Genomic DNA, 26,631 nt, shown 5'->3' with positions numbered 1-26,631 from the left:
AGGAGGAGATGCTGAGATGGACAGCGACGAACTCGCCGCGGCGCAGGCGTACGTCCGCCTGCTGGAGGCCACCCGGGCAGCGCTCGCGGACCCCGAGGACGCACCGGTCTACCTGCCGCTGCTCACCTCTCCGATGCGGGAGGCCGACCAGGCCCTGCGCAGCGCGGGGCTGACGGGCAACGAGGACCGACTGTTCGCGCTCGTCCGGGCCTTGCAGCCGAGCCTGTCCGGCAGCGACAGATAGCGCCCGGCCTTCCGGCGGCGACGGATAGTGCCCGGCGGGCAGGCTTGCGCCGGGCGCCACGGGCAGCGTCCGCCCTACCTGCCCTGTCCGTCCTGTCCCTCCCCTGCGGAGATGTCCGCAGGCGCCTGGGCAAGGCCGAGTTCCTGTTCGCCGGGGCCGAGCGGGGCGAAGAACCGGGCGACCTCCTGGTCGTCGACCTCGGCGAGGGAGCCCGGCTTCCACTGCGGGGCGTTGTCCTTGTCGATGATCCGGGCGCGAACGCCTTCCACGAAGTCCGGGTGCTCGAACGCCCGGCTGGAGACCCGGAACTCCTGGTCGAGGACGGCTTCCAGGCTGTCGAGCCGGGCGGCGCGGCGGACCGAGGCCAGCGTGACCTTGAGGGCGAGGGGCGACTTGGTCAGCAGTTCGTCCGCCGCCGTCTCCGCCTCGGGGACACCGCTCCCGCGCAGCTTCCGGATGATGTCCTCGACGGTGTCCGCCGCGTAGCAGGCGTCGATCCAGTCGCGCTGCGCGGCGAGCTCGCCCACGGGCGGCGGGGTGGCGAACCGCTGGACGATGTCCGCGACGGACGTGCCCGGCTCGGCCAGTGCTTCGGTCAGGTCCGGCAGGAGGCGGGCGGGTACGTGGTGGTCGGCGAGGCCGCAGAGGACGGCGTCGGCAGCCCCGACGGAGCGGCCGGTGAGCGCCAGATGGGTGCCCAGTTCGCCGGGGGCGGCGGCCAGCAGGCGGGTGCCCCCGACGTCCGGCACGAAGCCGATGGCGGTCTCGGGCATGGCGACGCGTGAGCGTTCGGTGACGACACGGATTCCGGCGTGGGCCGATACGCCGACCCCGCCGCCCATCACGATGCCGTCCATCAGTGCGACGTACGGCTTGGGAAAGCGGGCGATGCGGGCGTTGAGGCGGTACTCGTCGCGCCAGAACTCCAGGGAGGCGCGTCCCGAGGCCCGGGCGTCGTCGTGCAGGGCGCGGATGTCGCCCCCGGCGCACAGGCCCCGGTCGCCCGCCCCGGACAGCAGCACCGAGTGGATCGCCTCGTCCCGCTCGGCCCGGGCCAGGGCCTCGTCGAGCAGTCGCACCATGGTGTGGCTGAGGGCGTTGAGGGCCCGGGGCCGGTTCAGCGTGAGGTGCATGCGGGTGCCCCTCGTCTCCAGCAGGACGGGCCGGTCGTCGTTCATGCGTGCGCTCCGCTCGCTGGGCTCGTGGACACGTGGGACGCGTCCATGGTCGCGGACGGCCCTCGGCCACCGTTCCGCGGCCCCCTGATCGGCCGCTGTGGCACTCCGCCGACCGGGGCTCGACAATTGGGGACGACGGGATGCGCCGACGCCCGGACCCGCCGGACGACCTCCGGAGCAGGAATGACCGACGACGAACGGCGGCAGGACGCCGAAGCTTCTCCGCTCCGCCGGATCGACCGGAAGACCAACGGTGAGATCCGGCCGACGGAGCGCCTCGCCATGAACCGGACCGGCAGCTTCGACTGGGATCTGGACACCCGGACCCTGGACATCGACGAGGCCGGGCTCATGGTGTTCGGCGTGGATCCGGCGACGTTCGACGATCGGCCGGGGGCCCTGCTGGAGCATCTGGAACCGGCGGAACGGGCCCGGCTCGACGTCACGATCGACGAGGCCATCACCGGCGGGAGCAATTCCTTCAGCGTCCACTTCCGCGTACCGCTGGACGACGGGACCACGCAGTGGACCCATGTCCAGGCCCGCATTCTGCGCTCGAAGGACGGAATGGCCCACCGGATCGTGGGGGTCGTCCGGGACGCGACGGCGGAGGTCACCCATTCGGCCTTCGTGCTCGATCTGGAAAAGCGGCGGCAGCGGCAGACCAATATCGTTGAACGAACAACGAGTGCCATGTCGCGCGCGGTGACCGTGGACGATGTGACGGCCGCCCTCACCGGACCGGGCGGACTGGCCCGCCTCGGGGCGGACGGCCTCGCCCTGGGGCTCGTGGAGAACTCAGCGCTGAACATCGTCGCCCTGAGCGGGGAATCGCTGGAAGTGCTCGACGGGCTCGGCTCCGGCGACCTCGACCGCAACCTTCCCCTCTCGGACACCATCCGCAGCGGACGCCCCCGGTTCATCACCTCGCTCGCCGCGCTGGCCCGTCGCTACCCGGAGCTGGAGCCGCATCTCGGCCGGCTCAGGTTCCGCGCCGCGGCGTATCTCCCGCTGGTGGCCCAGGCGCGGTCGCTGGGCGCTCTGGCCCTCTTCTACCGCGAGCGCACGGTCTTCAACGCGGACGAGCGCATTCTGTGCCTGGGGCTCGCCGCGATCGTGGCCCAGTCCCTCCAGCGGGCGATGCTCTTCGACGAGGAGCGGGAGTTCGCCACCCAGCTCCAGTCCGCGATGCTCCCGCCCCGGATACAGGACGTCGAGGGCGGCGAGATCGCGGTCCGCTACCACGCCGCGTGGAGCGGCCGTCAGGTCGGCGGCGACTGGTACGACGTGATCACCCTGCCGAAGAACCGGTACGGGCTGGTCGTGGGCGACGTCCAGGGGCACGACACCCACGCGGCCGCGATCATGGGCCAGTTGCGCATCGCCCTGCGCGCCTACGCCTCCGAGGGGCATCCCCCGGCCACCGTGCTGGCACGGGCCTCCCGGTTCCTCTCCGAGCTGGACACCGAGCGCTTCGCCACCTGTACGTACGCCCAGGTCGACCTGGCGTCCGGAACGGTGAAGGTCGTACGGGCCGGGCATCTCGGCCCGTTGATCCGGCACGCGGACGGGCGGGTCGGCAGCCCGCAGGTACGCGGCGGGCTGCCGCTGGGCACCTCCACGGACCTCCTGGACGAGGAGTATCCGGAGACCCGGCTCGATCTGGTGCCCGGTGAGACGTTCGTGCTGTACACGGACGGGCTGGTGGAGGAGCCCGGAGCCGACCTCGACACCGGGATCGACGCGCTGCGCAACGAGGTGAGCGCCGGGCCCGCGGGGGCCGAGGCGCTGGCCGATCATCTGTCGGAACGGCTGTGGGAACGGTGGGGTTCGGGCGACGATGTGGCGCTCCTGGTGCTGCGCCGCAGCCCGGACGTGGGGTCGTCGCACGCGCCTCGGCTCCACCAGTACATCCACCAGGCGGACCCGGAAGGGCTTTCGGACGCCCGCGCGATCGTCCGCCAGGCCCTCGCCGACTGGGACATGGCCGAGTTCGCCGACGATGCGGAGCTCGTCACGGGCGAGTTGCTGGTGAACGTGCTCCTGCACACCGAGGGCGGGGCCGTCCTGACCCTGGAGGTGCTGCCCGAACCGGTGCGGCGGATCCGGCTGTCCGTCCAGGACCGGTCCAGCGCCTGGCCCCGCCGGCGTACACCGGGCGAGACGTCCACCTCCGGCCGGGGGCTGCTTCTGCTCGACGCGGTCGCCACCCGGTGGGGGATCGAGCCCCGTGGCGAGGGCAAGGCCGTCTGGTGCGAGATCGGCCCCACTCCCCCGTCGGCGACCACGCCACCGCCGACGCTCGCGGAGGAGTGAGGAGCGAAAGGGGGTGTGTCGCATCACCGCGGTGATGCGACACACCCCCTGACCACGGCTCGTACGGCCTCGGCCGCGGCTGTCGCGGGGCGTCAGCCCTGGACGGTACGCCGCTTGCGGACGGCCCACAGGATGCCGCCACCGGCCAGCAGCACCGCGACAGCGGCGCCACCGATGACCGGCGTCGCCGACGACGAACCGGTCTCGGCCAGGTCCGGCGAGCTCGGGCTCGGGGCGGGCACGGCCGGCGCGGACTCCGAGGGCTCGTCGCTCGGCGTGGCACTCGGCTCGGGCGTCCCGGTGGACGGCGTCTCCGACGGGGCGGGCTCGCTCGGGGCCGGCTCGCTCGGGCTCGGCTCGCTCGGCGTCGGGCTGGGCTCGCCCTCGCACACCTCCGCCGTCTTCGACTGGTCGATGGAGTGCTTGCCGTCGCCGTCGGCGTCCTTGACGACCAGTCGGACGGTCACCGGCTTGTCGTGCTCCGGAAGCGCCAGCTTCTTGTGGAACTCACGGCCGAAGGTCTCGGTGGGGAGCAGGTCCTTGCCGTCCACCGAGACGGTCACCGTGTTGGGAACGTCGCTCGTGTAGTTGGTGAGGTCGACGGTCACCTCGGAGCAGGTCACGGCCCAGGTGGGGGTGTGAGCGACGGCCGGACCGGCGGAGATGACGCCTCCGGTCAGACCGACGACCGCAGCGGCCACGAGTGCTCCCGCGCCACGCCACGATCTCCTGGGTATGGTCATGGATTCTTCCTCCAGATACTTCTCATCGCCCGAATGGCGGTGGGGCGCACAGTACTGCCATCGCCCCGGAACGGCGCAGTCGCCCCGTGCGTAATCCGCCGCACCAACTCCGGGCATATCCCCGCTACTTCTGGCAAGGCGGGCAGACCTCCTTCGCGCTGTCCTCCGGCGGTGGCCGAATGAGAGGGTGGGATGTGCATCTATTGCCGCCGCCCGAGCGCCCGAGCCTGGAGCATGACCCGTTCTATGCGATTGCTGCTGATCCGTCACGGCCAGACACCGTCCAACCCTCGGCCATTTCCTGGACACCGCGCACCCCGGCCCCGGCCTCACCGACCTCGGACTGCGGCAGGCGGCGGCCCTGCCCGGGGCGCTCGCCGGGGAGGACATCGCCGCGTTGTACGCCTCCACGCTGACGCGTACGCAACTCACGGCCGCGCCCCTGGCCGCGGAGCGGGGGATCGAGGTCCGGATCCGTGACGGGATCCGGGAACTGTCGGCGGGTGACCTGGAGATGCGGGCCGACGAGGCCGCGGTCCGGCAGTTCCTGACGACCGTCTTCGCCTGGCCCGCCGGGGACCTGGCCCGTCGGGTGCCCGGGGGCGAGGACGGGACGGAGGCGCTGGCCCGCTTCGACGCGGTGGTGGCCGAAGCGGCGGAGTCCGAGGGGCACGGGACGGTGGCGCTCGTCAGCCATGGCGCCGCCATCCGCGTGTGGGCGGCCGCCCGCGCAGGGAACGTCACCGTCGATTTCGCCGCCCGGCACGGCCTGGACAACACGGGTGTGGTGGTGGTCGAGGGTTCCACGGACTCGGGGTGGACAGCCTTGTCCTGGGCCGGGACGGTGGTCCCGGAGGTCACCGCGAGCGGCGCGGCGGACGGCGGCCCGGCGGGTCGTACGTTGCCGGGCCCGGAGCTGGGGACGGCACCGGATCACCCCACCACCTGATCGCCGCTCCTCTCTGGTGCGTCGTCACAGGGCCTTGTGCATGATGTGGATCCCCACATAGCCCTCGGTCGGGTGGTTGAAGCCCTCGGGAAGGGTGCCGATCACGTCGAAGCCGATCGACCGATACAGCTTGACGGCGTGCGTGTTGGTCTCGACCACGGCGTTGAACTGCATGGCTCGATACCCTTCCGCGCGGGCCCAGTCGACCGAGTACTGACACAGTGCGCGCCCCACGCCCCGGCCGGAGTGAGCGGGGTCGACCATGTAGGTGGCGCTGGCGATGTGGGACCCGTTGCCCATGTGGTTGCGGTTCATCTTCGCCGTGCCGAGCACCGTCCCCGCCTCGTCGACGGCGACGACCACTCGGCTCGGCGCCGGGACGAACCACCATCCCTCGGCGTCCTCCTTCGCAAGGTCGAGCGGATAGGTGAGCGTCTCGCCCGCGGAGACGATCGTCTGGAAGAACGGCCAGATGGCGGGCCAGTCCTCGGAGGTGGCTTCCCTGATCAACATGCGGACAGGATGACCCACCCGAGCGATCGGTGCGAAGGCTTATCCGCCGCCCCGGCCTCGCCACCCGAGCCTGGCCAGCAGCCCTTTCCCCGTCCTTCGGCCCACCGCGGCGGGACCTGGCGCCCCGGTATCGGCGGGCGGTGTCGTCGGCTCGGCGGCAGGCGTCGGACGCACGGCCCGAGGCCGGGCTCCGGTCCGGGCGGGCGGTGTCGCCCGGGCTTCCCCGTCGTCCCCGGGGCGCGGGGCGGGCCGGTCCTCGCGGGCGTTGTCCAGCTCCAGCGTCAGGTTGACCCGCCGCCAGAGGATTTCGTCGGGGTCGTCGGCGAGCATCAGCTCCGCCATCGCCTCCCTCGCCGCCATGGACCCCGGGCGTCCGAAGACCGGCTCGGGCCGGACCCGTACGAGATAGGCGCGTTCATAGGGGTCGTCGACCACTTCCGCCAGCTGCACCGGGTCCAGCGCCGACGCCTGGACCGCCGTTCGCACCCAGGGATCCGTGGTGCGGTCCAGCAGCCGGTCGATGCGCTGCGAGCGCCAGTTGCGGGCCCGCCAGTCGGCGCCCGACTCCAGCATCGCGCGCATCCCCGGCGGTGTCCGTCCGGCGAGCAGCTCCGGCTCCCGAGCCGCGAACGCGGCGAGCTCGTCCGCGAGATAGAGCCAGACCACCGCGCGATACCGGTTCAGATAGAACGTGACCGGTGAGATGCAGCCCGCCCGTGCCAGCCGGGTGAACCGTGCCGGTGCGATGTCCAGCAGGGCCGCCCCCTGCGCCGTACCGACGGTGCGGACCCGCTCCACCAGCGCGTCGGGGAAGCCCGGCTGTTCCCGCAGGCGCGCGATCTCCTCCTCGCGCACCCGTGGTCGCCCGCCGCCCGGTGCGTCGACGACGGCGATCAGCCCCAGGTGCACCGCCAGCTCGAACTCCGCACGCCGGATACCCAGTTCCTGGGACGCCCGCCCGGCCGCGACCGTCGCCGCCGGGGCCACGGGCGAAGCGGGCCCGCCCTCGCCCCGCGTCCGAGCGCTCGCGTTCTCCTGGGTCCCGGTGTGCGCCCGGAGTACTTCCTTGACTGTCATGACTGTTCTCCCCCGTCGGATCGAATACTCTCCGTAATCACGGTAGCCCGAGGGAGTCATCGCCCGTCAGCCCTGTGGATAACTCGTCAGCTGCGGCGGAAAATGCAGGTCAGAAGGGTTCGACACCTTCTGGTCCGCCCTGCCGGACGGAGACTCCGAGGTGTTCGCCGACCCGGTTGACGAGCAGGGTCATCTCGTAGGCGACCTGGCCGACGTCGGCTTCGGCCGCGGTCAGCACACACAGGCAGCTGCCGTCGCCCGCGGCCGTCACGAAGAGCAGCGCCTCGTCGAACTCGACCATCGTCTGGCGGGCCCGGCCCGCCCGGAAGTGACGCCCCGATCCGCGCGCCAGGCTCTGAAGGCCGGACGCGACGGCCGCCAGGTGCTCCGCGTCCTCACGTACGAGGCCGGTGCTGGCGCCGGTGACCAGTCCGTCGTTCGACAGCACCAACGCGTGCCGTATGTGTTGCACCCTGCTGGTGAGATCGTCAAGGAGCCAGTCAAGTCCCCGGTCAAGCGGCATGTGCTCGTCCTCCCCGTACCTTCGTTCCCCGTTCCCCGCTACGCGCGTAAGCCTCGCGCAACGGTCCCGTGGGGGCAAGCGCCCCTCATCGCCCGGGGTGCCGCTTCGCGCCATGCCGGGTTCGGGCTCAGGATGGGCCCATGGCACACCACATGACCGATGAAGAATGGCGGGCCTTCCTCTCGGAGGGAACCCGCACGGCGAAGGTTTCGACGGTGCGGGCCGACGGCCGTCCGCACATCGCGCCCGTCTGGTTCCTTCTCGACGGCGACTCGGTGGTCTTCAACACCGGCAAGGAGAGCGTGAAGGGGCGCAACCTCGCACGTGACGGCCGGGTCGCCCTGTGCATCGACGACGACCGGCCGCCGTACGCGTTCGCGGTGGTCCAGGGACATGCCGAGCTGAGCGAGGACCCCGGGGAACTCCTGCGGTGGGCGACCCGGATCGCTGGCCGTTACGTGCCGGCCGACGCCGCCGAGGAGTTCGGCCGGCGCAACGGGGTGCCCGGCGAACTGATCGTGCGGGTGCGGATCGACAAGGTGGTCGCGATGGCCGACCTGACCGACTGACGCAGGGGCCGGGGGCGCCGGGCCGTCAGCCCACGGAGGCGAGGAGCCGGGCGGTGTGCATGCGCCCGGCATACTCGACCGTACGGATCAGGACTTCCTTTCCCGAGGCCCGGTCGCGGGCGTCGCACAGCACGACCGGCGTGCCCCCGTCGAGGTCGAGCGCCCGCGCGACATCGTGCTCCGTATGGTCGGGAGCGCCGGGGAAGCGGTTCACGGCGACGACGAACGGAATCCGCCTGCGCTCGAAGTGGTCGACGGCGGCGAAGCAGTCCTCCAGGCGCCGGGTGTCGGCGAGCACGACGGCGGCGAGGGCGCCTTCGCTCAGCTCGTCCCAGAGGAACCGGAAGCGGTCCTGGCCCGGTGTGCCGAACAGAAGGAGCGACAGGCCGGAGTGGATGGTGATACGGCCGAAATCCATCGCTACGGTCGTGCTGGTCTTCCGCTCCACCCCACCGGGCCCGCACTCGGCCTCCGCCTCGCTCTCGCTCAGCGTCTCCTCCGAGTGCAGCGGGCGGATCTCGCTGACCGAGCCGATCAGCGTCGACTTCCCGGCACCGAAGCCGCCCGCCACGACGATCTTCAGAGTGAGCGCGATGTCTTCTCCGATCATGGTCCTGCCGACGTTCGCGGGGGTGCGGCGGGCGGCACGGGGGTTCTCGTCGCTGTCGCTGGACTCGGAGTACATGCGTCCCTTCTCTCTTCAGGGCTCGCGGCGGGCTTCACGGGTCGCTTCGGGCTTCAGGAATCCGGTCGGGCGGACAGCATGACAACCGTTCGGCTTCGTTCGAGTGGGTTGATCGTTCTTGACCGATGAGGTTTCGTGTCCGTCGCTCCTTGCCGTATCTCGACCTCATCGCATCTCCCTTGTGCGTCTCTCTTGGAGGGGCCGGAGGCCGGCCAGGCCCGCCGGGACGGCCCCTACACTGGTCTTTTCGGCCGTCCAGAACGGGCAACGGTGTCGGGTCCGTGCCGGCGGGCCCGGGGACGAGGGGATGCGAGCGTGTCGACAGGTTCCGGCGGCGGCTTCCAGGATCCGCCCGCGGAGGTGCTGGCGGAGGCCGCTGCGGCGTTCGGGCTCCTGGCGACACCCGCACGGCTGCACATCGTGTGGGCCCTGGCCCAGGGCGAGAGCGATGTGACGGGGCTCGCCGAACGGGTGGGCGGGACGCTCCCCTCGGTCAGCCAGCATCTGACGAAGCTGAAGCTGGCCGGTCTCGTCCGGTCGCGCCGTGAGGGGCGGCGGCAGGTCTATCTGGTCGACGATCCCGATGTGGTGACGGTCGTCCGGCTGATGGTCGGCCAGCTGGCCGCCCGCGCCGGGCACCCGTCCCAGGAGCCCGTCCGCCTGCGTGAACTCGGTGCCTGAGAGCAGTCCCGCCGCGGGCCCCGGACGCGTCGCCCTCGGCGCACCGGCCTCCGTCGCACCACTCCCCGGCACCGTGCCCACTCCTCTCCAGACGCTGCGCGCCCTCGACAGCGGACCGCGCGGGCTGCTGGAGGCAGAAGCCGAGATCCGGCTCGCCCGGACGGGCGAGAACGTGCTGCCCGCCCGGCGGCCCGTGCCCTGGCCCCGCCGCTTCCTGCGCAGCCTCCGGGACCCCTTCACCTCCGTACTCCTCTGCCTCGGTCTGGTGTCGGCCCTCGTCACCGCCTGGGGCACCGCCTGCGTCATCCTGGCGCTCGTCGCCATGAGCTGTCTGCTCCGTTCCACCGAGGAGCACCGCGCCGACCGGTCGACCGCGGCGCTGCGCGAACTCGTGGCGACCACGGCGACCGTGGTGCGGCGCGCCTCGGACGACTCCCCTCCCCGGGAACGGGAGGTGCCGGTCGGCGACCTGGTGCCGGGGGACGTGATCCGGCTGCGGCCGGGCGATCTCGTACCCGCCGATGTGCAGCTGCTGCGCGCCGACGGGCTCACCGTGCACCAGTCGGCCCTCACCGGGGAGTCGGCGCCGGTGGTCAAACAGGCCCTCGACGTCGCCGACCCGGCGCTGTCCGGGGCCGGACCGTTCGCACAGCCGCAGTGGTGTTTCCAGGGCAGCAGTGTCGCTTCCGGCAGCGGTACGGCGGTGATCGTGGCCACCCGCGGGGAGACCCGGTTCGCCACCGCCCATGACGGCCGGGCCGGGCAGCGGGGCGCGAGCGCCTTCGACCGTTCGGTCCGGGGGATCTCCTGGACCCTCATCCGTTTCATGCTCCTGACCCCGCCCCTGGTGCTGATGGCCAATGCGGCGCTGCGCGGCCGGGGCCTGGAGACGCTGCCGTTCGCCGTGGCCGTCGCGGTCGGGCTCACCCCGGAGATGCTGCCGGTCATCGTCACGACGGCACTCGCGCGGGGCGCGGCGCGGCTGGCGCGTACCGGTGGAGTGATCGTCAAACGGCTCCCGGCGCTGCACGACCTGGGAGCGGTCAATGTGCTGTGCCTGGACAAGACCGGCACGCTCACCGAGGACCGGCCGGTCGTCGCAGCGGCGACCGACGGTGGGGACCGGCCCGATCCGGACGTACTGCGGTGGGCGGCGGTCAACGCACTGTGGACGCTCCAGCTGGCGGAACTGCCCGCCGCCGACGCCCTGGACGAAGCGGTGCTGGACGCCGTCGAAGCGCTCGATGGGGCGGTGCCGGGTGGAGGCGGCGCGCTCGACAAGAGGGTGCCGGGGGTAGCCGACGCGCCCGGCGAGGCGGTTCCGGGCGTCGCCGGCACGGACGGTCCGTCCGTTGCCGACACGTGCGGGCCGTCCGCCGCCGGGGCCGTGGATCCGGACGCGTACGAGGGCGTCGCCGTGCTGCCCTTCGATCCGGTGCGCCGCGTCGCGACCGCCGTGGTCAGGCGGCCCGGCCGGCTCGGTGTTCACACCCTGGTCACCAAGGGCTCCGTCGAGGCCGTGCTCGACCGGTGTGCCATGGACGCGGACGAGCGTGACCGGCTGCTCGCCCTGGCGGACCGGAAGGCCGCGTCCGGGCTGCGCCTGCTGGCCGTGGCCCGGGCCGACCGGGCGTCCCGGGCGGGCGCGTACACCCCTGCGGACGAGCGGGGGCTGACATTCCTGGGCCTGGTGGCGCTGCGGGACGTGCCGGCTCTGAGCGCCGCCGACGCGCTCGAAGTGCTCGCGCGGCGGGGTGTACGCGTCAAGGTGCTCACCGGCGACCATCCGGGCACGGCGGCCCGGGTGTGTGCGGACCTCGGTCTGCGCCCCGAGGGCCGGACCGGTCACGACGACGTGGTGACGGCCGAGCTGGTGGACACCCTGTCGGACGCGGAACTGGTCGGGGTGGCGGACCGGGCCGTCGTGTTCGCGCGCTGCACCCCCGAGCACAAGGCCCGGATCGTCTCGGCCCTGCGCGCCGGCGGTCGCACGACCGGGTTCCTCGGCGACGGCGTCAACGATCTCCCCGCCCTGCACGCCGCCGATGTCGGCATCTGCCCCCGGCACGCCGTGGACGTGGTCCGGGAGGCGGCCGATGTCGTCCTGGCGGAGAAGGACCTCACCGCTATCGACCGTGCGGTGGTGGCGGGGCGGCGCAGCAGCGGGAACATCGCCGCCTATCTGCGGATCACCCTCTCGTCGAACCTCGGCAACGTCATCGCGATGCTGACGGCCGGGCTGATGCTGCCCTTCCTCCCGATGCTCCCGGCGCAGGTGCTGGTGCAGAACCTCTGCTTCGACGCGGCACAGCTGGCGTTCGCGTTCGACCGCCCGCCGGCGTCGGTCCTGCGGAGGCCGACCGCGCTGCGGCCGCGTGACTTCCTGCGCTTCATCACGGGTTTCGGTCTGCTCAACGCGGCCGCCGACCTCGCCACCTTCGGGGTGCTCGCGCTCGCCCTCCACAACGCGTCCGGGGACGGCGGGGAGGCGGCGTTCCACGCCGGGTGGTTCACGGAGAACCTGCTCACCCAGGCCCTCGTGATGGTCCTGCTGCGGACCGGGCGCAGTGCCGCCGAACGCCGGGCGGGCGGGCCGCTGCGGGCCGCCGCCGCGGGTCTCGCGGCGGTCGGGGTCGCCCTTCCGCTCACCCCGCTCGGGCCGTTGCTGGGCATGAGCGCCCTGCCGCTCCTCTACTACCTGTTGCTCGGCTCGGTCCTGGGGCTGTACGCGGTCGGACTCACGGCGGCCCGCCGACGTTACGAGCGCCGCCATCTGCCCGATGCGCCCGACGCCGCCACAGAGCGCGTCGGGGAGTCGTGGGGCGCCCGCTCCGGCCGCACTCGCTAGTTGTACAGTTGCGCAATGCGGCAACTGTTGTTGCCGCGGAGAGACCCGTACGGAGAGAAAGGCGGGGCCGGAATGCTGCGCAACGGTCTGGAACCCTGGCACCTGCTGGTCCTGGCGGTTGTCGTGATCGCCGTCTTCGGCTCGAAGAAGCTGCCGGACACGGCCCGCGCGCTGGGCAAGTCCATGCGCATCCTCAAGAGCGAGGCCAGGGCGATGAAGGACGAGAGCAAGCCCTGACGATGCGGGAACCCGAAGTGACGCGCTGAGCGTTTGTAACGGGTAACGGCCAACAAAAGTGACAAGTGACAGCAGAACGGCGCCGATCACCGGACTCGGATGCGGTGAAGCCGCGGATTTCCGGATCACCGGTGCGGACCGACCCAAGACTGGAGGAAATTCATGGGTGTGAGCCTGGCCAAGGGTGGCAATGTCTCCCTGTCGAAGGAGGCCCCCGGCCTCACCGCCGTGACGGTCGGACTCGGCTGGGACGTACGGACCACGACCGGAGCCGATCACGACCTGGATGCCAGTGCGCTGCTGTGCTCCGCGGCGGGCAAGGTCCTCTCCGACAGCCACTTCGTCTTCTACAACAACCTCAACAGCCCCGACGGTTCCGTCCGCCACACCGGTGACAACCTGACGGGTGAGGGCGAGGGCGACGACGAGTCGGTGGAGGTCGATCTGTCGTCGGTGCCCGCCGAGGTCGCGAAGATCGTGTTCCCCGTCTCCATCCATGACGCCCAGAGCCGGGGCCAGAGCTTCGGCCAGGTCCGCAACGCGTTCATCCGCGTGGTGAACCGGGCGAACGGCGTCGAGCTCGCCCGTTACGACCTGAGCGAGGACGCCTCCACCGAGACGGCGATGGTCTTCGGCGAGCTGTACCGGCACGGAGCCGAGTGGAAGTTCCGGGCGGTCGGCCAGGGTTACGCCTCCGGCCTGGCGGGCATCGCCTCGGACTACGGGGTCAACGTCTGACCGCGCGGCCCGGATTGCGGCACTCGCGCACCCCCGCCGGGTGCGCGAGCATGTCCTCATGACCGACGACCACACCCACACCCATGTCCTGGACTTCTTCACCCCGCGTGCGGCGGACTGGGACAGCCGGTTTCCCGACGACGGCCCCGCCTATGCGGCGGCGGCCGGCCTGCTCGGCCTGCGTCCCGGCGATGCCGTGCTCGACGCGGGCTGCGGGACGGGGCGTGCGCTGCCCGCGCTGAGGGCAGCGGTCGGGCGCGAGGGCACGGTGCTGGGCGCGGACCTGACCCCGGCCATGCTGGAGGCGGCGGTGCGGGCGGGGCGTGGAGCCAGCGGGACGCTCGTACGTGCCGATGTCGCGCGGCTGCCGCTGCGTGACGGATCGCTGGACGCGGTGTTCGGAGCCGGGCTGATCTCGCATCTGGCCCGGCCCGAGGCCGATCTGGCGGAGCTCGCGCGCGTGGTGCGGCCGGGCGGGGTCCTGGCCCTGTTCCATCCGATCGGCCGGGCCGCCCTCGCCGCGCGCCAGGGGCGCACCATCACCGACGACGACCTGCGGGCCGAGCCCAGGCTGCGCGAGATGCTGGCCGGTGCGGGGTGGCGACTGGAGTCCTACACGGACGAGGACGACCGCTTCCTCGCACTCGCCGTCAAGCAGAGCTGAGGCCGGCGGCCCGATTCCGTACGCCCTCGACGCGACTCGACGGCGTACGGGCGGGGGGGGCGGCCAGGCGGTCACGTCTCGTCCCCGGCTCGGCCGCGTGCGGATGGGGCGGTCACGTGTTCGCGTCGCTGCCCCGACGTCGCTGTGCACCGGCCGGAAGCGGCCGCCGTCAGTCGGCGGGCGTCTGTGACGGGCGGTGGCCGGGGACCGGGCAGCCGCGGACTCCCGGCGTGGGGAACGTGCCGAGCCCCGCGACCTCGTACCCGTCCGGATATCCCTTGATCTCGGGATTCTGGCGCGCGTAGTGGGGCTTTCGCCGGGGCGGCAGGAGCCGGACGGCGCGGGCCCGCATCCGCAGCGCGCCCCGGGTAAGGCCGCGGGCCACCGGCCCCGGGCGGCGATAGCGGAACGCCTTGAGCAGCGAGTCGTCCAGGAGCGCGAGGCTGGCGCCGCGCACCACCGGGGCGAGGGGCCCCGGATACCAGGAGCCCATCAGCGCCAGGGTGGCGTCGGAGACCCGTCGGGCCCCTTCGTCCCAGCCGAAATGCTTGTCCTCGTACGTGTCGAGGGTGCGCTCGAAGTCCTCGTAGGTCTCCGGAATGTCTTTGATGCCCATCCGGGCGCCGAGCGTGCGGTAGTAGGCGGCGAAGGCGGCCAGCTCGTGGCAGCAGAGGCGCCGCCAGCCGAAATCGTCCAGCCAGCGCTTCGGTGTGACGACGAACGTGCACAGGACGTAGCGCATGTCGTCGTTGCTGATGTCGTAGCCGCGGTGCATCTGGTTGATCCGGCGGACGGCCGTGCGGCCCTCGTCGGTGTCGAAGCCGTGCTCCACCACCGTGTCGAGCAGCAGGGCGGTGTCGTCGTAACGCTTCTGGGATCGCTCGGTCAGCTCCGCAGTCTCGTCCAGGAGTCGGCCGATGCTGGGCACCGCATAGGTGCGGTACAGGGCCAGTTCGAGGGCGCGGGTGACGTCCCAGGGGAACTCGTACGTGACGGTGAGACGGTAGATCTCCAGGAAGTCCCGCTCGGGGTCCAGTCGCTGAATCTCTTTCAGCCGGTCGTACCGCGTCACCATGCTGTTCCCCTCGTTCGGCCGGACGTCCAACCTTACGCGGAGACCTCGCGCACGCTCCCGCCCTTCGGCTCTCCGCACCCGGACGGGGCGGGTCCGCTCCCGTACACACCTGCTCGTCAGACCCTCGACGAGGGGGTTACCCAGTAGTTAGGGTGCGCCGACGGACAGGGAACGACGGACCGAGAAGCGCGGGACTTGGCGAGGAGCGGGCAGGCGATGAGCGATGGGGAGGGCACCGTGGCAGGTGCGGAGGATGCGGCCGCCGACGACGCGCTGCTGGTGCTGACCGCGATGCTGCTGACGCCCTCGCGGTTCCCCAGTGTGCTGGGGGACGACTATGTGGCCGCGTGCGGTGCGCTCGCGCTCGAACCGTACGAGGAGGGCTACGGGCTCATCCTCGGGCAGGACGGTGAGGGGGCGCGGTGGACGGTGGTCGTCGAGGACGCCTCCCAGGTGGCGGTCGCCATCGCCGCGTGGGACTGCGGCATGGAGCACGACCTCTCCCCCGACGAGCGCTCCATGGTGTGCGCCCTGCCGGGCTGGCCGATGGACCTGGCCGTCTCAGCGCCCGGCGTCCCGGATCCGCACGATCCGGATACGGGCGGGGAGGGCCCGGCGCCCCTCGCCCCGCCCGACGCGGAGGCCTGGGGTCCGGCGCAGCGGCGGCTCGGCGCCGACGAGATCGCCGCGCAGTGGTCGGCGTGGCGCGAGCAGATCGACGACACGCAGTTTCCGCCGGCCGACGCCACCGGGGAGCGGGCCGGCGACGCCCGGGATGAGGTGGGGAGCGGCGCCGAGGCGGATGCGGGAAGCGACAACGGAGGGGATGACGGCGCCGAAGGAGCTGGCGGCACCGGAGGGGATCAGGGGAACGGCCCTTCCCGGTCCCCCCGGCACCCCGGTGTCCGCAGGGCCCTGTCGGAGGCGACCGCCTATACGAAGACCCCGCCGCCTCCCGGGCGGATCCGTTCCTCGTACGCCTCGGCCGACGCACGTACCCTGCGTGTCGACGGCCCGGGCTGGTCGATGGTGGCCCGGACCGACGACATCGCCCTGTTCCTGCTGGACGAGGAGCCGGGCACGGTCATTCCCGTCGGCCGGGGAGCCTCGCTGCCCGGCCTGCTCACGGCCCTGGACGGGCTGGCCGCCCAGGGCATGTGACGTCCCGGTCCCCTGCGACGTACAGGCCGACGCCCTGGCGTCAGCGGCCGATCTCCTTGCGGTTGATCCTGCGGAGCCTGCTCCGCTGGGACGGGTCCAGCAGCAGATAGCCAGCCACGGGCACACCGATCACGACCAGCAGCGCCCACCAGAATCCGATCAGGGGCCACAGGATGGCTGCCGCGAGGACACCCCCGATAGCGACCTTCGCACCATTCGACATGGTCCACGCCTCCTTCGCGGCCGACGCCGCTCCTGTTGTGTGAACGCCTCCGCGCTCCCTTACGTTCCCCGCCGGTGTTCCCCGGCGCCCCGCGCTACCGCAGCGGCTCACCGACGTCGTGCATGTGCGCCAGCGCCTGGCGATAGGACTCGATCGGTCCGGTCTCCGTGTACGGCATGCCGACGCCGGCGCAGTGTGCCCTGACCAGGGGCTGGGCGAGCCGCAGGTGGGGGCGGGGCATGCTCGGGAAGAGGTGGTGCTCTATCTGGTAGTTCAGTCCGCCGAGGAACCAGTCGGTCAGGATGCCGCCCCGTACGTTGCGCGAGGTCAGGACCTGCCGCTGGAGGTGCCCCCAGCGCTCGCCGTCGGGGTCGGGCATCTCCATCCCCTTGTGGTTGGGGGCGAAGGCCAGGCCCAGGTGGAGGCCGAACAGCGCGTGCAGCACCAGGGCGAAGACGATCGCCTTGCCGGGAGACAGCGTGCTGAACAGCAGCGTCGTGTAGAGGGCGAAGTGCGCCGCGAGCAGGAGCGCCGAGACGGCCCGCTCCCGGAGGGGCTGGCGGCGCAGGAACCGGAATCCGTAGATCTTCAGCGCGATGCCTTCGAGGAGCAGCATCGGGAAGAACAGCCGGGCCTGGTTCCTGGTCAGCCAACGGGCGAAGCCCTCGCGCCGCTCCGCCTGCTTCTGGGTCCAGACCAGGGCGCCGACGCCGACATCGGGGTCCTTGTCGATGTGGTTGGGGTTGGCGTGGTGACGTATGTGCTTGTCGTTCCACCACGCCTCGTTCATACCGAGGAGCAGATTGGCGTGCACGAGAGCGATCAGCCTGCTCGTCCTGCGATCCGCGGATATCTGCGCATGCCCCGCGTCATGGGCATAGAAGGCCGTACGGGTCCACAGGACCGCCAGCGGCAGGGTGAGGAGCAGGCTCCACCACGTGTCCCCCATCAGGACGAAGCCGGTGGCCAACGCGCCGAGGGCCACGAGATTGGCGGCGATGCCGACCGCATACCGGTCCGTGCGCCGCTCCAGCAGACCCTGGTCCCTCGCGGCACGCAGCAGCGGCGCGAAGTCGCTCCCGGCCGCTGTGTCGCGGGGGTCGGCCGGACGGTCCGGGCAGCTTTCGTCGGCGTCCCTTTGGTCGACGCTGCTTTCGTCGGCGGGATCCGCAACAGTGGCTGTCGCCTGGGGCATGACGTCTCCGGTCTCTGGAACCTCTACGGCGCTGACCTCATCGAACGTACGGATCGAGGGCCCACCGGAGCCATGGAGCCACCACCCCGATCCTCTTGGGGCAGACCCCCGAGTCCGGTGGTGGGGCTGGCTGCACCATCGAGACCCGGCCACCAGGAATAGTGACGTACGCCACACAAACAAGCGGCCCGCCGCTGAGTGAAGTGGAGTACCCTCGGCGACTCCGCCCACTAGTCAAGTTTGAGGAATCAGCCATTCCTGTGCACAGGCACCCTGCGGCAAAGCCCTCCGAGATCGCCGAACTGTCCCGCTGTTCCGCGGTCTTCGTCCCCGCGGATCCGGCCCGTACCAGCATGATCGCGTTCTGGGACCCGGACGGTAACACCCCCTGCGCCAGTGCCGGGATCGTGTCGGAGCTGACCGTGGTCGATGCCGACCTGCGGCCCCGTACGGTTTCGGCGCTGTTCCTCCCCGTGCGGGACGCTCTGCCGGTCCTGACCCGGGCACGCGCCGACGCGCAGGCCTCCCCCGCCATCGCCTTCTGGGGCGCGGGGGCGCTCCTCGCCCTCCAGTTCGTCGCCCGCGGCCTGCTGCTGCCCGGGCTGAGCCCCGCCGACCACGACGCCTGGCGGATCGGACCGCTGCACGCGGAGGACCTCGAACGGGTCCGGGGGCTGGCGGCGTCGATGCCGCCGACCGCGCACGCGACTCCGGTCCCGGACGCCACATCAGGCGGCTCCGATGGCAGTGGTGAACCGTTGCTGCCCGAACCGGAGCGCCTGCTGCGTGCGTTCCTCGACGCCGTGGCCGACACGATGCCCCGGACCCCGGCCGCGGGGTTCGCCGCCGCCGGTCCCGCGTTCTCCGCACAGCAGCCCCAGCATCTGCCCGAGGGGCGGGCCTGGGCGGCCGATGTGGCGGCCGGTCACGACGCGGGCGTACGGCTCTCGTTGCGTATCGAGGTGTCGGGCCTCGCGGCGCGGCAGAGCGGCGCGGAAGCGGAAGTGGAAGCGGACCACGAGACCGCCCCGGGCGCGGGACGCTCGGGATCCGGTACGGAACCGGGGCGCTCCGGATCCGGTACGGACGTGGGCACGCCCTCGTTCCGTGCCGTGCTTCAGATCCACAGCGTCAGCGATCCCTCCCTCGTCGCCGATGCGGCCGAGCTGTGGACGGGCGGCTCGCGGACCGCTGCCGCGTTCGGGCCGCGGGCCCGGATGGACGCTCTCCTCACCCTGCGGCGGGCCGCCCGCGCCTGGCCCCCGCTGGCGCCGTTGCTCTCCGCCGCGGTGCCGGACGCGGTGGAACCGGCCGACGAGGAGATCGCCGAGCTGCTGGGGTCCGCCTCGCGTGCCCTGGCGGCCGCCGGTGTGCAGGTGCACTGGCCCAAGGAACTGGCCAGAAAGCTCACGGCGCGCGCCGTGATCGGCCCGGACGACCGGGACGCCTCAGACCGGGACGCCACGGGCCAGGACGCCACGGGCCGGGACTTCAGTGACCGGAAGGGCGACGGGGAGGGGGCCGAGTCTCGGGGACGTACAGCCGCGGACGCACCCTCGTTCCTCTCCGCCGACGCGCTGCTCTCGTTCGACTGGCGGTTCGCCCTGGGCGACCAGAAGCTGACCCGCGAGGAGGTGGACCGGCTCGCCGAGTCGTCCAGGCCCATCGTGCGGCTGCGTGACCAATGGGTACTCATCGACCCCGAGGAGGCACGCCGGGCCCGGGAGACCCAGGACCGCAAGGTCACCCCCATCGACGCGTTGAGCGCGGTGCTGACCGGTTCGACCGAGATGGGCGGCCGGCGTGTCGAGGTGGCGGCGACCGGCTGGCTCCAGCGGTTGCGGGACCGGTTGGCCGATCCGGAATCCGCCGCCCAGCAGTCGATCGGGCAGCCCGAGGCGCTCGCCGCGACGCTGCGCGACTACCAGGTGCGCGGGCTGAACTGGCTGAACACCATGACCTCGCTGGGTCTCGGCGGCTGTCTCGCCGACGACATGGGCCTCGGCAAGACGATCACGCTCATCTTCCCTGTCAAGTCAGCATGTTGAGTCGTTGAGGTCTGGCATCTGGGCCGCACACAGCGGCGGGAACACCACCCAACTCGCCGCTTCGCACAACCGGATCACGGCGGCCTCCGGTGTCCGCATTTGGAATGCAGGCCAGCCCCGTCCCGGCCTGTGACGCGACCACGAACCTTTCCCGTGGATTCACTACCTGTCCCGTGCACGGGACAGCATCACCGACATTCCAGGAAACGACGGAATGCATGACACGAAGTGCGGTCAGCCGTAAGGGCATAGACACAACAAGTAAGTCAAGACTTACCTTTAGGGAACTTTGGCCGTATGGTGCGGCTCGAATCGAAGGAGCCTCTCGTTGTCAAAAATAAATGATTCTGCCGTGCGTGCGATTGAATCGGAGCAACGTTATGTGTCCTCATTGTATGAGCTGCTCACCGAGCGGCTTTCCGAGGTACGAGCGAACCGGGCGAATGTGCTGAAGGCTCCGGCGGACGGCGCCGGCGAGGCGTACGAAAGAGACCTCGCCGCCGACCGTCTAACCAAGGAGATCAGCCGGCTGGAAGGCGCCGAGAAGGGGCTGGTCTTCGGGCGCATCGACTGGACGGACGGCACGGCCCTGCGCATCGGGCGGATCGGACTGCACACGGAGGAGGACGAACTGCCGCTGCTCGTGGACTGGCGCGCGAACGCGGCGCGACCCTTCTACGAGGCGACACCGGTCCACCAGATGAATCTGCGGCGGCGCCGGCACCTGCGCATCGAGGAGCGCACGGTCGTCTCGGTGAGCGACGAACTGCTCGACGGGACCGCCCCGACCGACGAAGACGTCGTGGGGGACGGCCCGTTGACCGAGGCTCTGTCAGCACGGCGTACGGGCAGGATGCACTCGGCCGTCGCGACGCTGCAGGCTGAGCAGGACGAGATCGTCCGCTCCGCCCACCGCGGGGTGACCGTGGTGCAGGGCGGGCCCGGCACGGGCAAGACGGTGGTCGCCCTGCACCGGGCGGCCTACGTCCTGTACGCGTTCCCGCGCGCCGCGGAGGAAGGCGTCCTCGTGGTGGGCCCCAACGCCCGTTTCCTCGACTACATCTCCCAGGTCCTTCCCTCGCTCGGGGAGAACGACGTCGATCTGACGACCTGTCAGGAACTGGCCGGAGTGTCCCCGGACGCGGTCGAGCAGTTCGACACGGCGCGCCTCAAGGGCGGCCTGGACCTCGCCGACGCCTTGGCCGGCCTGCTGCGAGACCATCAGGCCCCCGCCGGTGACTTCACCGTCCGGGTCGGGCAGGAACTGGTCCACCTGTCCGAGAACGAGGTCGCCACTGCACGCGCCGCCGCCGTGGCGGCCACATCCGGCCACAACCCCGCGCGCCAGGCGTTCAAGGAACTCCTGGTCGACGCCGTCACCACGGCGATGCAACGGGACATGGGCGACCTCCTGGAACAGATCGACGCCGATGCCGAGCAGATGACGGGCCTGAACCTCGACCGGTTCACGGGGGTCGCCCAGCGCCGTGCCGAGGGCGCCGCCGAACCGGGTCCGGTCCACGAGCTGGACCTGGACGCCATCGGGGCCGATCTCCTCGACGACGCCGGTGTCGACCGGGCGGTCGAGGCGCTGTGGCCGAGACTGGTACCCGGCGACCTCGTGAAGGCACTGCTGACGGATGCCGACGCCCTGGCCGAGCGCCTGCCGACCCTGACCCCGCAGGAGCGGTCCCTTCTCCTGCGCGCCCCGGACGCCCCGTGGACCGATGCGGACGTGCCGTTGCTGGACGAGGCGGCGAGCCTGGTCGACGGTCCGCCCGAGCGGACGTACGGGCACGTCGTCGTCGACGAGGCGCAGGAACTGACCGCTATGCAGTGGCGGATGATCGTCCGCCGCTGCCCGACGAGGGCGATGACGCTGGTGGGTGACTTCGCCCAGTCGGGCCCGGCCACGACGGCACGCGACTGGAAGCAAGCCCTGAGCCCGCATGTCGGGACGCGGTTCAGGCTGCACGACCTGACGGTAAGTTACCGGACCACGCAGGAGATCCTGGAGAGCGTCCGAGACCTGCTCGCGCGGATCGCTCCGGACCAGCGGCCCACACGGTCACTGCGCAGCGGTGAGAGCCCGCGCATCGTGACCACACATGGGGACAGGTTGGTCACCGCCGTCGTGGAGGAACTGCGCGCCCAAAGCACCGCGCAGCCGGACGAGCTCCTGGGAGTGATCTGCGCGGACACCCGGGTGAGCCAGTTGACGGCTCACGGCATCGCCGACCACGCACGCATCGTGCCCGCGTCCGAAGCACGTGGCCTCGAGTTCGACGGGGTCGTCGTCCTGAACCCCGAGGAGATCATCACGGCCCGCCCCGGCGGGGAGAGGGACCTGTACGTGGCCCTGACTCGGGCTACCAAGCGCCTGTGCACCATCACCGCCCAGCCCGCATGATGACGCGACGCCCGCGCGTTCGCCGCGGGCGCACTGGTGCAGCCCTGGCCTCCCTGCTCAGCCTGATGTCCTGCCTTCCGGTGTGTGTCGTCCAACGAGGGAGCCCACTACCGGGCACCTACAAACTGAGACCGACGGAGTCTGCGACCTGCTCTACCCGTCCGAGGGTTTGCCTCGGACGGGTAGGCGAACACCAGGCTGTAGTCGCTTCGAAGTGCGGGATAGCGTCTCGCGCTGCCGATCACCGGCTACGTGGTCCCGCCCTCAGCGGAGTGACGTTGCTCGGGCGCCCGCTGAGCACGTCCCGCAACTCCTCGTTCTCCAGGGTCAGTCGCGTGTTCTCCGCCATGAATCCCTGGACATCGTCGCGAAGCCGGACGATCTCCTTGTTCTTGTTGGCCATAGTGGTCTTGAGGTCGGAGATCTTTCTGCGGAGCCGGACTTCGGCATCCGGAGTTCCGCCCCGGTCCCTGACCCGGTCGTAGAACTTGTTCTTGAGGTCGGTGTGCCGCTGGGTCAGGGCGTTGCGGGGAACATCGGCCTCGATAGCGAGGGCGACGATGGTGAGCGCTCCGTTGGAGCGTTCAGGGGTGCCGTCGAGGATACGGTCCATGGCGGCGCGAATGCGGTCACGTTCGTCGGGTGCCGGGCTCATGCCGTGATGTCCTCAATACTGAAGCGGGTACGGTCGTGTTCGTCGGCTTGGTCGCGGAACTGCTGGGCTGCCGCGAGACCGCGGTCTGCCAGCGGACCAGGAACGTGGTCGGCTTCAATCTCCAACTGGTGGGCCCGCTCGCGGAGCGCGATTGCCTGCCGGTCGGTTCGGACAATGTTTCCGCAGTTCGGGACACAGCGGTCAAGCGTGGGCTCCGAGAGTCGGCCGTCCTCCTGGCAGGGGGCTCTGTCGCTTCTGAACAGGCAGAGCAGGAGGGCTTGAGGGTTGTCGTAGAGCACGCTGCCGTCCCGGGCCAGGTGGCGGCGGGCCAGTGAGTGCTTCAAGGGGAAGTCCCGTTTGACCAGGCCGCCTTGGAACATGGGGCCGGTGGTGGCCTGGAAGAGGGCGCGTCGGGCTGCAGGACCGGAGATGCCTTCGCCGGCTTCGAACCGCTCAGCCAGGTCGGCGGCGGCGTCAGCGGTGGCCAGGGCGGTCTCGATGTCGACGAGCTGGTGAATGCCGGAACGGCTGCGGCTGCCGTAGCGGCCCGACTCGTCGGTGTTCAGCACGGTGCGCATGTGCCCGTACTGGATGGCGAGGGCGACCAGTCCTCCTGGTCGGCGTGCGATGTGCCAGGCGAGGCTTCGGCGGAAGCGTCCGAGTCCGATCTTGCCGTGCGGGTCGGGTGGAATCACTTCTCCTGGGAGGTCGTGGGCGTCGGCTTCCACGTTGGCCCAGGTCACGAAGTCCTCGATCCGGGTCCGGATGGTGTCGACGATCAGCGAGCCCGTCCGTGTGTTGGGGTGGGTCCGGTTGTGGACGGATGCGCCGAAGAGCAGGTCGTCCTCGGGGACGAGTCGCTCGAGGACTCTGATCGCGTTGACGACGGGGACGATGGCGACCCAGGGGACGGCCCGTTCGGCTCCGCTGGGCAGGTAGTTGCCGGTGTCCGGGTCGGTGGCAGTCTTGAAATGCCTGCTGCGGATCAGCAGATGCGGCTCGTCTTCAAGGCCGTCGTCCAGCTCGTCCTCGTCGTCGAGAGACTCGTCGACATCGTCGGGCTGGATGCGCATGAGGTGTCGTCCTTGCCCGTCTTCGGGATCGGGGCAGCAGCCCGAGCGCATCGCGAGCACTTCCTGGGTGCGGGCGCCGGTCAGGTATGCGCAGACGATGAACACGGCTGTGATCAGGTGCCTCAGGAGTTCGCTGGTTTCGGTGTAGTCGATGCGCGAGCGCCAGGGGCGGCCGGCGATCTGTCCCGTGACCGGGATGTCCAGCGGGCAGGGACCGGGATCCGCAGTGACCAGGGCGCCAAGTCCGCGGTCCCGGTAGGCCAGTGCGACCTGTTTGAGGGAAGCGCCGGTGACGCCGGCGATGTACTGACGGGCCAGAGCGGTCTTCCCGTTCTGGCGGGTCGAGGGCAGTGGGCGCCGTTCGGCGAGGTGCTCGGTGAGGTAGCTGCGCAGGGACGCGCGGCCTTCGGGGGTGCTGGGCTGGGTGAGGGCCGCCCGGTCGAGACGGACGGTCTCCTTGTGGGCGGCGATGATGTCGTCGGCCAGGTCGTCCACCAGACGCAGTGCCCAGACAAGGAGCGGGCCCATGACCTCTTCGCTCAGGGGCTCTCGCGCGTTCTCCGGGCCACGTGGCGAGGCGGCAGGAAGGTAGTCGTCCATGCCCTCCTCGTCCCATGGAGGACGGCGAATCTCGATCGGCCGTGCGCTGAGCTGGTCGAATGCCCACAGCCGTGTCACCGCGGTCAGGGCCTTCCTCACGGCGCCCCGGGTAGTGATCGTTTTGCGAAGATGCGCGGCATAAAGGCTGAACGTGCCGCGGTCGCAACCCGTGAAGCTGGTGTGGCCTTGGCTGTGCAGCCAGTCGGCCATCCCCCACCACTGGTAGACCGTATTCCGGGCGGTCCCGGGCGCGAGGCGGGTCCGCAGCCGACTGCCCCGGTCGCGTACGAAGGTGTTGCGGAGTTCGCCGTTGAAGAACGTCCAGGTGATCAGCCTGAGCTCCTCGCGGAAGCCGTCGGGGCAGGAGGCCCAGGCGAGGCGGCCGTGTTCCATGCTGGGGTCGTCGATGATGGGCGCGAGTGGCCAGATCGCGTCACCATAGCGGCTGTTGAGGTGAGCGTGGCGAGCGACGACCAGGTGCTCGGGAAAGACCGGGGTGGCCGCTGAGGGCAGTGGCAGCAGATAGGGGTCGGCTTCAAGAGGAGCGGTCACGGGTTGAGGTATCCGTTCAACAGATTGTCGACGATGGTGCGGTCGAGGTCGGTGATCCTCGCGCGGGCCAGTTGCCAGGCGCCTGGGCCGACCTTCCGTTGCAGGTCTTCCAGCCGAGCGTGGGCGTCGCCCCACCGCCGTTCCCAAGCGGGCGTCGGCAGCACGCTGCGGGCGTTGGCCAGAGCCTGGTGCAGCAGCACCAGACGAGGATGGTGATCTGCGTGGACGCGGGCGTTCTCGCAGGCCAGGCAGAGCAGGAACGAGGCCCCGCAGCCGCCGTCCGGCAACGGCGCCAGACCGCCTTCGGTTCCGGAGCAGTCCGCGGTGGCGGTCTCACCGTGCTCGGCGACCCGCTGGTCGACCAATCGGGCGCGAAGCTTCACCTGGCGTCGGGCGGTGCGGACGGCGGCAGCTGCACCGGCGGCGACAACTGGTGCTGCTTCCCGCTGAACTCGCTTGTCCGGCAGCACGTACCGGCGTTCATGCGTGTCCTGACTGTGCTGGGACGGCTCTCCGCGCTCCACCACCACTGTTCGCCGTCCCCGCTGGAACGGCGAGCCTGTTCCGGTCTTCTTTCCCCAGAACGCCGCGTCGGAGCCGTCCAGGCCGAGCCGGATCGGGCCGACGGTGACCCGTCGCGCCTTGTCGGTGCTATCCCTGCGTTGCAAGGGACGCCAGCCGATGAAGCGATCGATGTCCGGCTCCAGGCCGTTGGCCAAGGCCCGGGCGAACCGGGTTGCCTCCAGGGCTTCGGTGATCAGTCTGCCGGGAGAGCCCGCGCCGGTGTCGGTGACGTTCTCGCTCTCGAACCGATTGCCCTTGTGCTTCCAGACTTTGATGTTGTAGGTGGGATGTCCGTCCCCGCCGAAGTCCGGAGCCGCCGTGGGCGTGGGCATCACGTTGATCACGCTCAGGTTCCAGCCGAACTCGGCCATCAGCAGCACTCCGAGCGAGACAGCTTCCATCCGGTCCAGAAACAGCCGCTTCCACAAAGCCTCGGCGTTGTTGCCTCCCAGCGCCCGCCGATACCGGCGCTGTACCTGCCCGATGGTGACGTAGCGGGGAACGTCTGCCGTGCGCGCGATGATGTCCAGGGCTTCGCCGAGCAGTCCATCCGGGCTGGTGGGCGAGAATGCGCCCTCGTGCCACTGGTGCAGATGTGCGGCGTTCTCCTCGATGCGCAACCGGGCAGAGCGGAAGATCCGCAGGGCCGTCAGCTTGATCTGTCCGAGTTCGGCTGACTCATACGATTCCTGGTCGCGGGGAAGCAGCGGAACGCGGCGGGTCAGCGCTTCCGCGACCGGGCCCTGCTGAAGCCGCGCATCCTCGATCAGCAGGCTCCGCACCTGCCGGAACGCGTCCCGGCTGCCCTGGCGATCCTTCTGCTGCAGCCACCAGCCGTTCACCAGCGCCGCAGTCAAGTCATCCAGGTCCTGCGGAGGTTTCACGCATTCGGACAAGTACTTGGTGAACGTCCTGATGTTCTTGAACGCTCCCTTGGACGTTTCGTGCGAGGTCCAGCCCTTGGTGACATCCGCGAACAGCACGGCCAGGGAACGCTGCATGGGTTCGGCGACCGGCAGCGTAGCGAAGTCGAACTTCCTCACGTGGCCGTCACGGTCGCGGTGGTGCACGACCCGGCCGTCGAGCGGGTCCATGACTGCCGGAGCCGAG

At 70.8% G+C, this 26,631-nt stretch carries 22 protein-coding genes and 2 pseudogenes; 12 read left to right on the top strand and 12 right to left on the bottom strand.

Annotated elements, in window-relative coordinates; all coding sequences use genetic code 11:
- The first annotated feature begins 16 nt into the window (after positions 1–16).
- A complete protein-coding gene (locus A3Q37_RS08365) occupies positions 17–244 on the top strand; it encodes a hypothetical protein (protein ID WP_065479994.1) in 228 nt (75 codons plus the stop codon).
- A 74-nt stretch (positions 245–318) separates the two neighbouring features.
- On the opposite strand, the gene A3Q37_RS08360 is transcribed toward A3Q37_RS08365, so the two are convergent.
- Complete coding sequence (locus A3Q37_RS08360) at positions 319–1,422, bottom strand: enoyl-CoA hydratase/isomerase family protein (protein ID WP_065479991.1); 1,104 nt, start codon at positions 1,420–1,422, stop codon at positions 319–321.
- A 183-nt stretch (positions 1,423–1,605) separates the two neighbouring features.
- Here A3Q37_RS08360 and A3Q37_RS08355 point away from each other — a divergent pair, with 183 nt between their 5' ends.
- Positions 1,606–3,738 (top strand): SpoIIE family protein phosphatase, encoded by a 2,133-nt coding sequence (locus tag A3Q37_RS08355; RefSeq protein ID WP_065479988.1) that lies wholly within the window; start codon positions 1,606–1,608, stop codon positions 3,736–3,738.
- Between the two features lie 92 nt (positions 3,739–3,830).
- Here the strand turns inward: A3Q37_RS08355 and A3Q37_RS08350 are convergent, their stop codons facing one another.
- Positions 3,831–4,481 (bottom strand): LAETG motif-containing sortase-dependent surface protein, encoded by a 651-nt coding sequence (locus A3Q37_RS08350; RefSeq protein WP_065479986.1) that lies wholly within the window; start codon positions 4,479–4,481, stop codon positions 3,831–3,833.
- A gap of 246 nt (positions 4,482–4,727) precedes the next feature.
- On the opposite strand from A3Q37_RS08350, the pseudogene A3Q37_RS08345 reads away from it, so the two are divergent.
- Positions 4,728–5,430: pseudogene (locus A3Q37_RS08345) on the top strand (histidine phosphatase family protein).
- A gap of 24 nt (positions 5,431–5,454) precedes the next feature.
- Here the strand turns inward: A3Q37_RS08345 and A3Q37_RS08340 are convergent.
- The 3 genes from A3Q37_RS08340 to A3Q37_RS08330 form a co-directional block, all read right to left on the bottom strand.
- A complete protein-coding gene (locus A3Q37_RS08340; RefSeq protein WP_065479983.1) occupies positions 5,455–5,943 on the bottom strand; it encodes a GNAT family N-acetyltransferase in 489 nt (162 codons plus the stop codon).
- 39 nt (positions 5,944–5,982) lie between these two features.
- Positions 5,983–7,020, bottom strand: coding sequence for a DUF6397 family protein (locus A3Q37_RS08335; RefSeq protein ID WP_065479980.1), 1,038 nt, complete (start codon positions 7,018–7,020; stop codon positions 5,983–5,985).
- 109 nt (positions 7,021–7,129) lie between these two features.
- The gene (locus A3Q37_RS08330; protein WP_065479976.1) at positions 7,130–7,543 is read right to left on the bottom strand and encodes a roadblock/LC7 domain-containing protein; all 414 of its coding nucleotides are present in this window, start codon (positions 7,541–7,543) and stop codon (positions 7,130–7,132) included.
- 140 nt (positions 7,544–7,683) lie between these two features.
- Between A3Q37_RS08330 and A3Q37_RS08325 the strand changes: the two genes are divergently transcribed.
- Complete coding sequence (locus A3Q37_RS08325; RefSeq protein ID WP_065479973.1) at positions 7,684–8,112, top strand: PPOX class F420-dependent oxidoreductase; 429 nt, start codon at positions 7,684–7,686, stop codon at positions 8,110–8,112.
- A gap of 25 nt (positions 8,113–8,137) precedes the next feature.
- Here A3Q37_RS08325 and A3Q37_RS08320 read toward each other — a convergent pair whose 3' ends face one another.
- On the bottom strand, positions 8,138–8,797 hold the full coding sequence (locus A3Q37_RS08320) for an ATP/GTP-binding protein (protein ID WP_218064547.1): 660 nt from the start codon (positions 8,795–8,797) through the stop codon (positions 8,138–8,140).
- Between the two features lie 315 nt (positions 8,798–9,112).
- Here A3Q37_RS08320 and A3Q37_RS08315 point away from each other — a divergent pair, with 315 nt between their 5' ends.
- From A3Q37_RS08315 to A3Q37_RS08295, 5 genes are all read left to right on the top strand, one after another.
- Positions 9,113–9,478, top strand: a complete 366-nt coding sequence (locus A3Q37_RS08315) for a metalloregulator ArsR/SmtB family transcription factor (RefSeq protein ID WP_065479970.1) — start codon at positions 9,113–9,115, stop codon at positions 9,476–9,478.
- Positions 9,471–12,326 carry an HAD-IC family P-type ATPase gene (locus tag A3Q37_RS08310; RefSeq protein ID WP_107471508.1) on the top strand — a complete coding sequence of 952 codons (2,856 nt, stop codon included), beginning with the start codon at positions 9,471–9,473 and terminating at the stop codon, positions 12,324–12,326. The genes A3Q37_RS08315 and A3Q37_RS08310 overlap by 8 nt, the downstream gene beginning before the upstream one ends.
- A gap of 72 nt (positions 12,327–12,398) precedes the next feature.
- Entirely contained in the window at positions 12,399–12,563 is a 165-nt protein-coding gene (gene tatA / locus A3Q37_RS08305; RefSeq protein WP_065479965.1) for a Sec-independent protein translocase subunit TatA, read from the top strand.
- Positions 12,564–12,725: 162 nt separating this feature from the next.
- Positions 12,726–13,301, top strand: coding sequence for a TerD family protein (locus A3Q37_RS08300; RefSeq protein WP_065479962.1), 576 nt, complete (start codon positions 12,726–12,728; stop codon positions 13,299–13,301).
- 58 nt (positions 13,302–13,359) lie between these two features.
- Positions 13,360–13,965: a class I SAM-dependent methyltransferase gene (locus tag A3Q37_RS08295; protein ID WP_065480259.1), complete on the top strand. Its 606-nt coding sequence runs from the start codon at positions 13,360–13,362 to the stop codon at positions 13,963–13,965.
- Between the two features lie 169 nt (positions 13,966–14,134).
- Here the strand turns inward: A3Q37_RS08295 and A3Q37_RS08290 are convergent, their stop codons facing one another.
- Positions 14,135–15,040 carry an oxygenase MpaB family protein gene (locus A3Q37_RS08290; RefSeq protein ID WP_065479960.1) on the bottom strand — a complete coding sequence of 302 codons (906 nt, stop codon included), beginning with the start codon at positions 15,038–15,040 and terminating at the stop codon, positions 14,135–14,137.
- A gap of 216 nt (positions 15,041–15,256) precedes the next feature.
- On the opposite strand from A3Q37_RS08290, the gene A3Q37_RS08285 reads away from it, so the two are divergent.
- Positions 15,257–16,201: a hypothetical protein gene (locus tag A3Q37_RS08285; RefSeq protein WP_065479957.1), complete on the top strand. Its 945-nt coding sequence runs from the start codon at positions 15,257–15,259 to the stop codon at positions 16,199–16,201.
- Positions 16,202–16,241: 40 nt separating this feature from the next.
- Here A3Q37_RS08285 and A3Q37_RS08280 read toward each other — a convergent pair whose 3' ends face one another.
- Positions 16,242–16,424, bottom strand: coding sequence for a membrane protein (locus A3Q37_RS08280; protein ID WP_006129405.1), 183 nt, complete (start codon positions 16,422–16,424; stop codon positions 16,242–16,244).
- A gap of 94 nt (positions 16,425–16,518) precedes the next feature.
- Positions 16,519–17,619: an acyl-CoA desaturase gene (locus tag A3Q37_RS08275; RefSeq protein ID WP_065479954.1), complete on the bottom strand. Its 1,101-nt coding sequence runs from the start codon at positions 17,617–17,619 to the stop codon at positions 16,519–16,521.
- A gap of 260 nt (positions 17,620–17,879) precedes the next feature.
- Between A3Q37_RS08275 and A3Q37_RS08270 the strand changes: the two are divergent.
- Both A3Q37_RS08270 and A3Q37_RS08265 read left to right on the top strand, forming a co-directional pair.
- Positions 17,880–19,643 (top strand): annotated as a pseudogene (locus A3Q37_RS08270) (SNF2 helicase-associated domain-containing protein); the annotation flags it as partial.
- Between the two features lie 406 nt (positions 19,644–20,049).
- Complete coding sequence (locus tag A3Q37_RS08265; RefSeq protein WP_065479951.1) at positions 20,050–22,077, top strand: AAA family ATPase; 2,028 nt, start codon at positions 20,050–20,052, stop codon at positions 22,075–22,077.
- 241 nt (positions 22,078–22,318) lie between these two features.
- Here A3Q37_RS08265 and A3Q37_RS08260 read toward each other — a convergent pair whose 3' ends face one another.
- The 3 genes from A3Q37_RS08260 to A3Q37_RS08250 are packed head-to-tail and all read right to left on the bottom strand — an operon-like array spanning position 22,319 to position 26,615.
- Positions 22,319–22,732, bottom strand: a complete 414-nt coding sequence (locus A3Q37_RS08260) for a hypothetical protein (RefSeq protein ID WP_065479947.1) — start codon at positions 22,730–22,732, stop codon at positions 22,319–22,321.
- Positions 22,729–24,957, bottom strand: coding sequence for a hypothetical protein (locus tag A3Q37_RS08255; RefSeq protein WP_065479943.1), 2,229 nt, complete (start codon positions 24,955–24,957; stop codon positions 22,729–22,731). The genes A3Q37_RS08260 and A3Q37_RS08255 overlap by 4 nt, the downstream gene beginning before the upstream one ends.
- Positions 24,954–26,615 carry a hypothetical protein gene (locus A3Q37_RS08250; protein WP_141693552.1) on the bottom strand — a complete coding sequence of 554 codons (1,662 nt, stop codon included), beginning with the start codon at positions 26,613–26,615 and terminating at the stop codon, positions 24,954–24,956. The genes A3Q37_RS08255 and A3Q37_RS08250 overlap by 4 nt, the downstream gene beginning before the upstream one ends.
- Between the last annotated feature and the right edge of the window lie 16 nt (positions 26,616–26,631).

The organism is Streptomyces sp. PTY087I2 (genome assembly GCF_001687325.1).
Lineage (GTDB): Bacteria > Actinomycetota > Actinomycetes > Streptomycetales > Streptomycetaceae > Streptomyces.
Note: the sequence above shows the minus strand (reverse complement) of the source record. Positions and strands in the feature narration are given on the sequence as shown.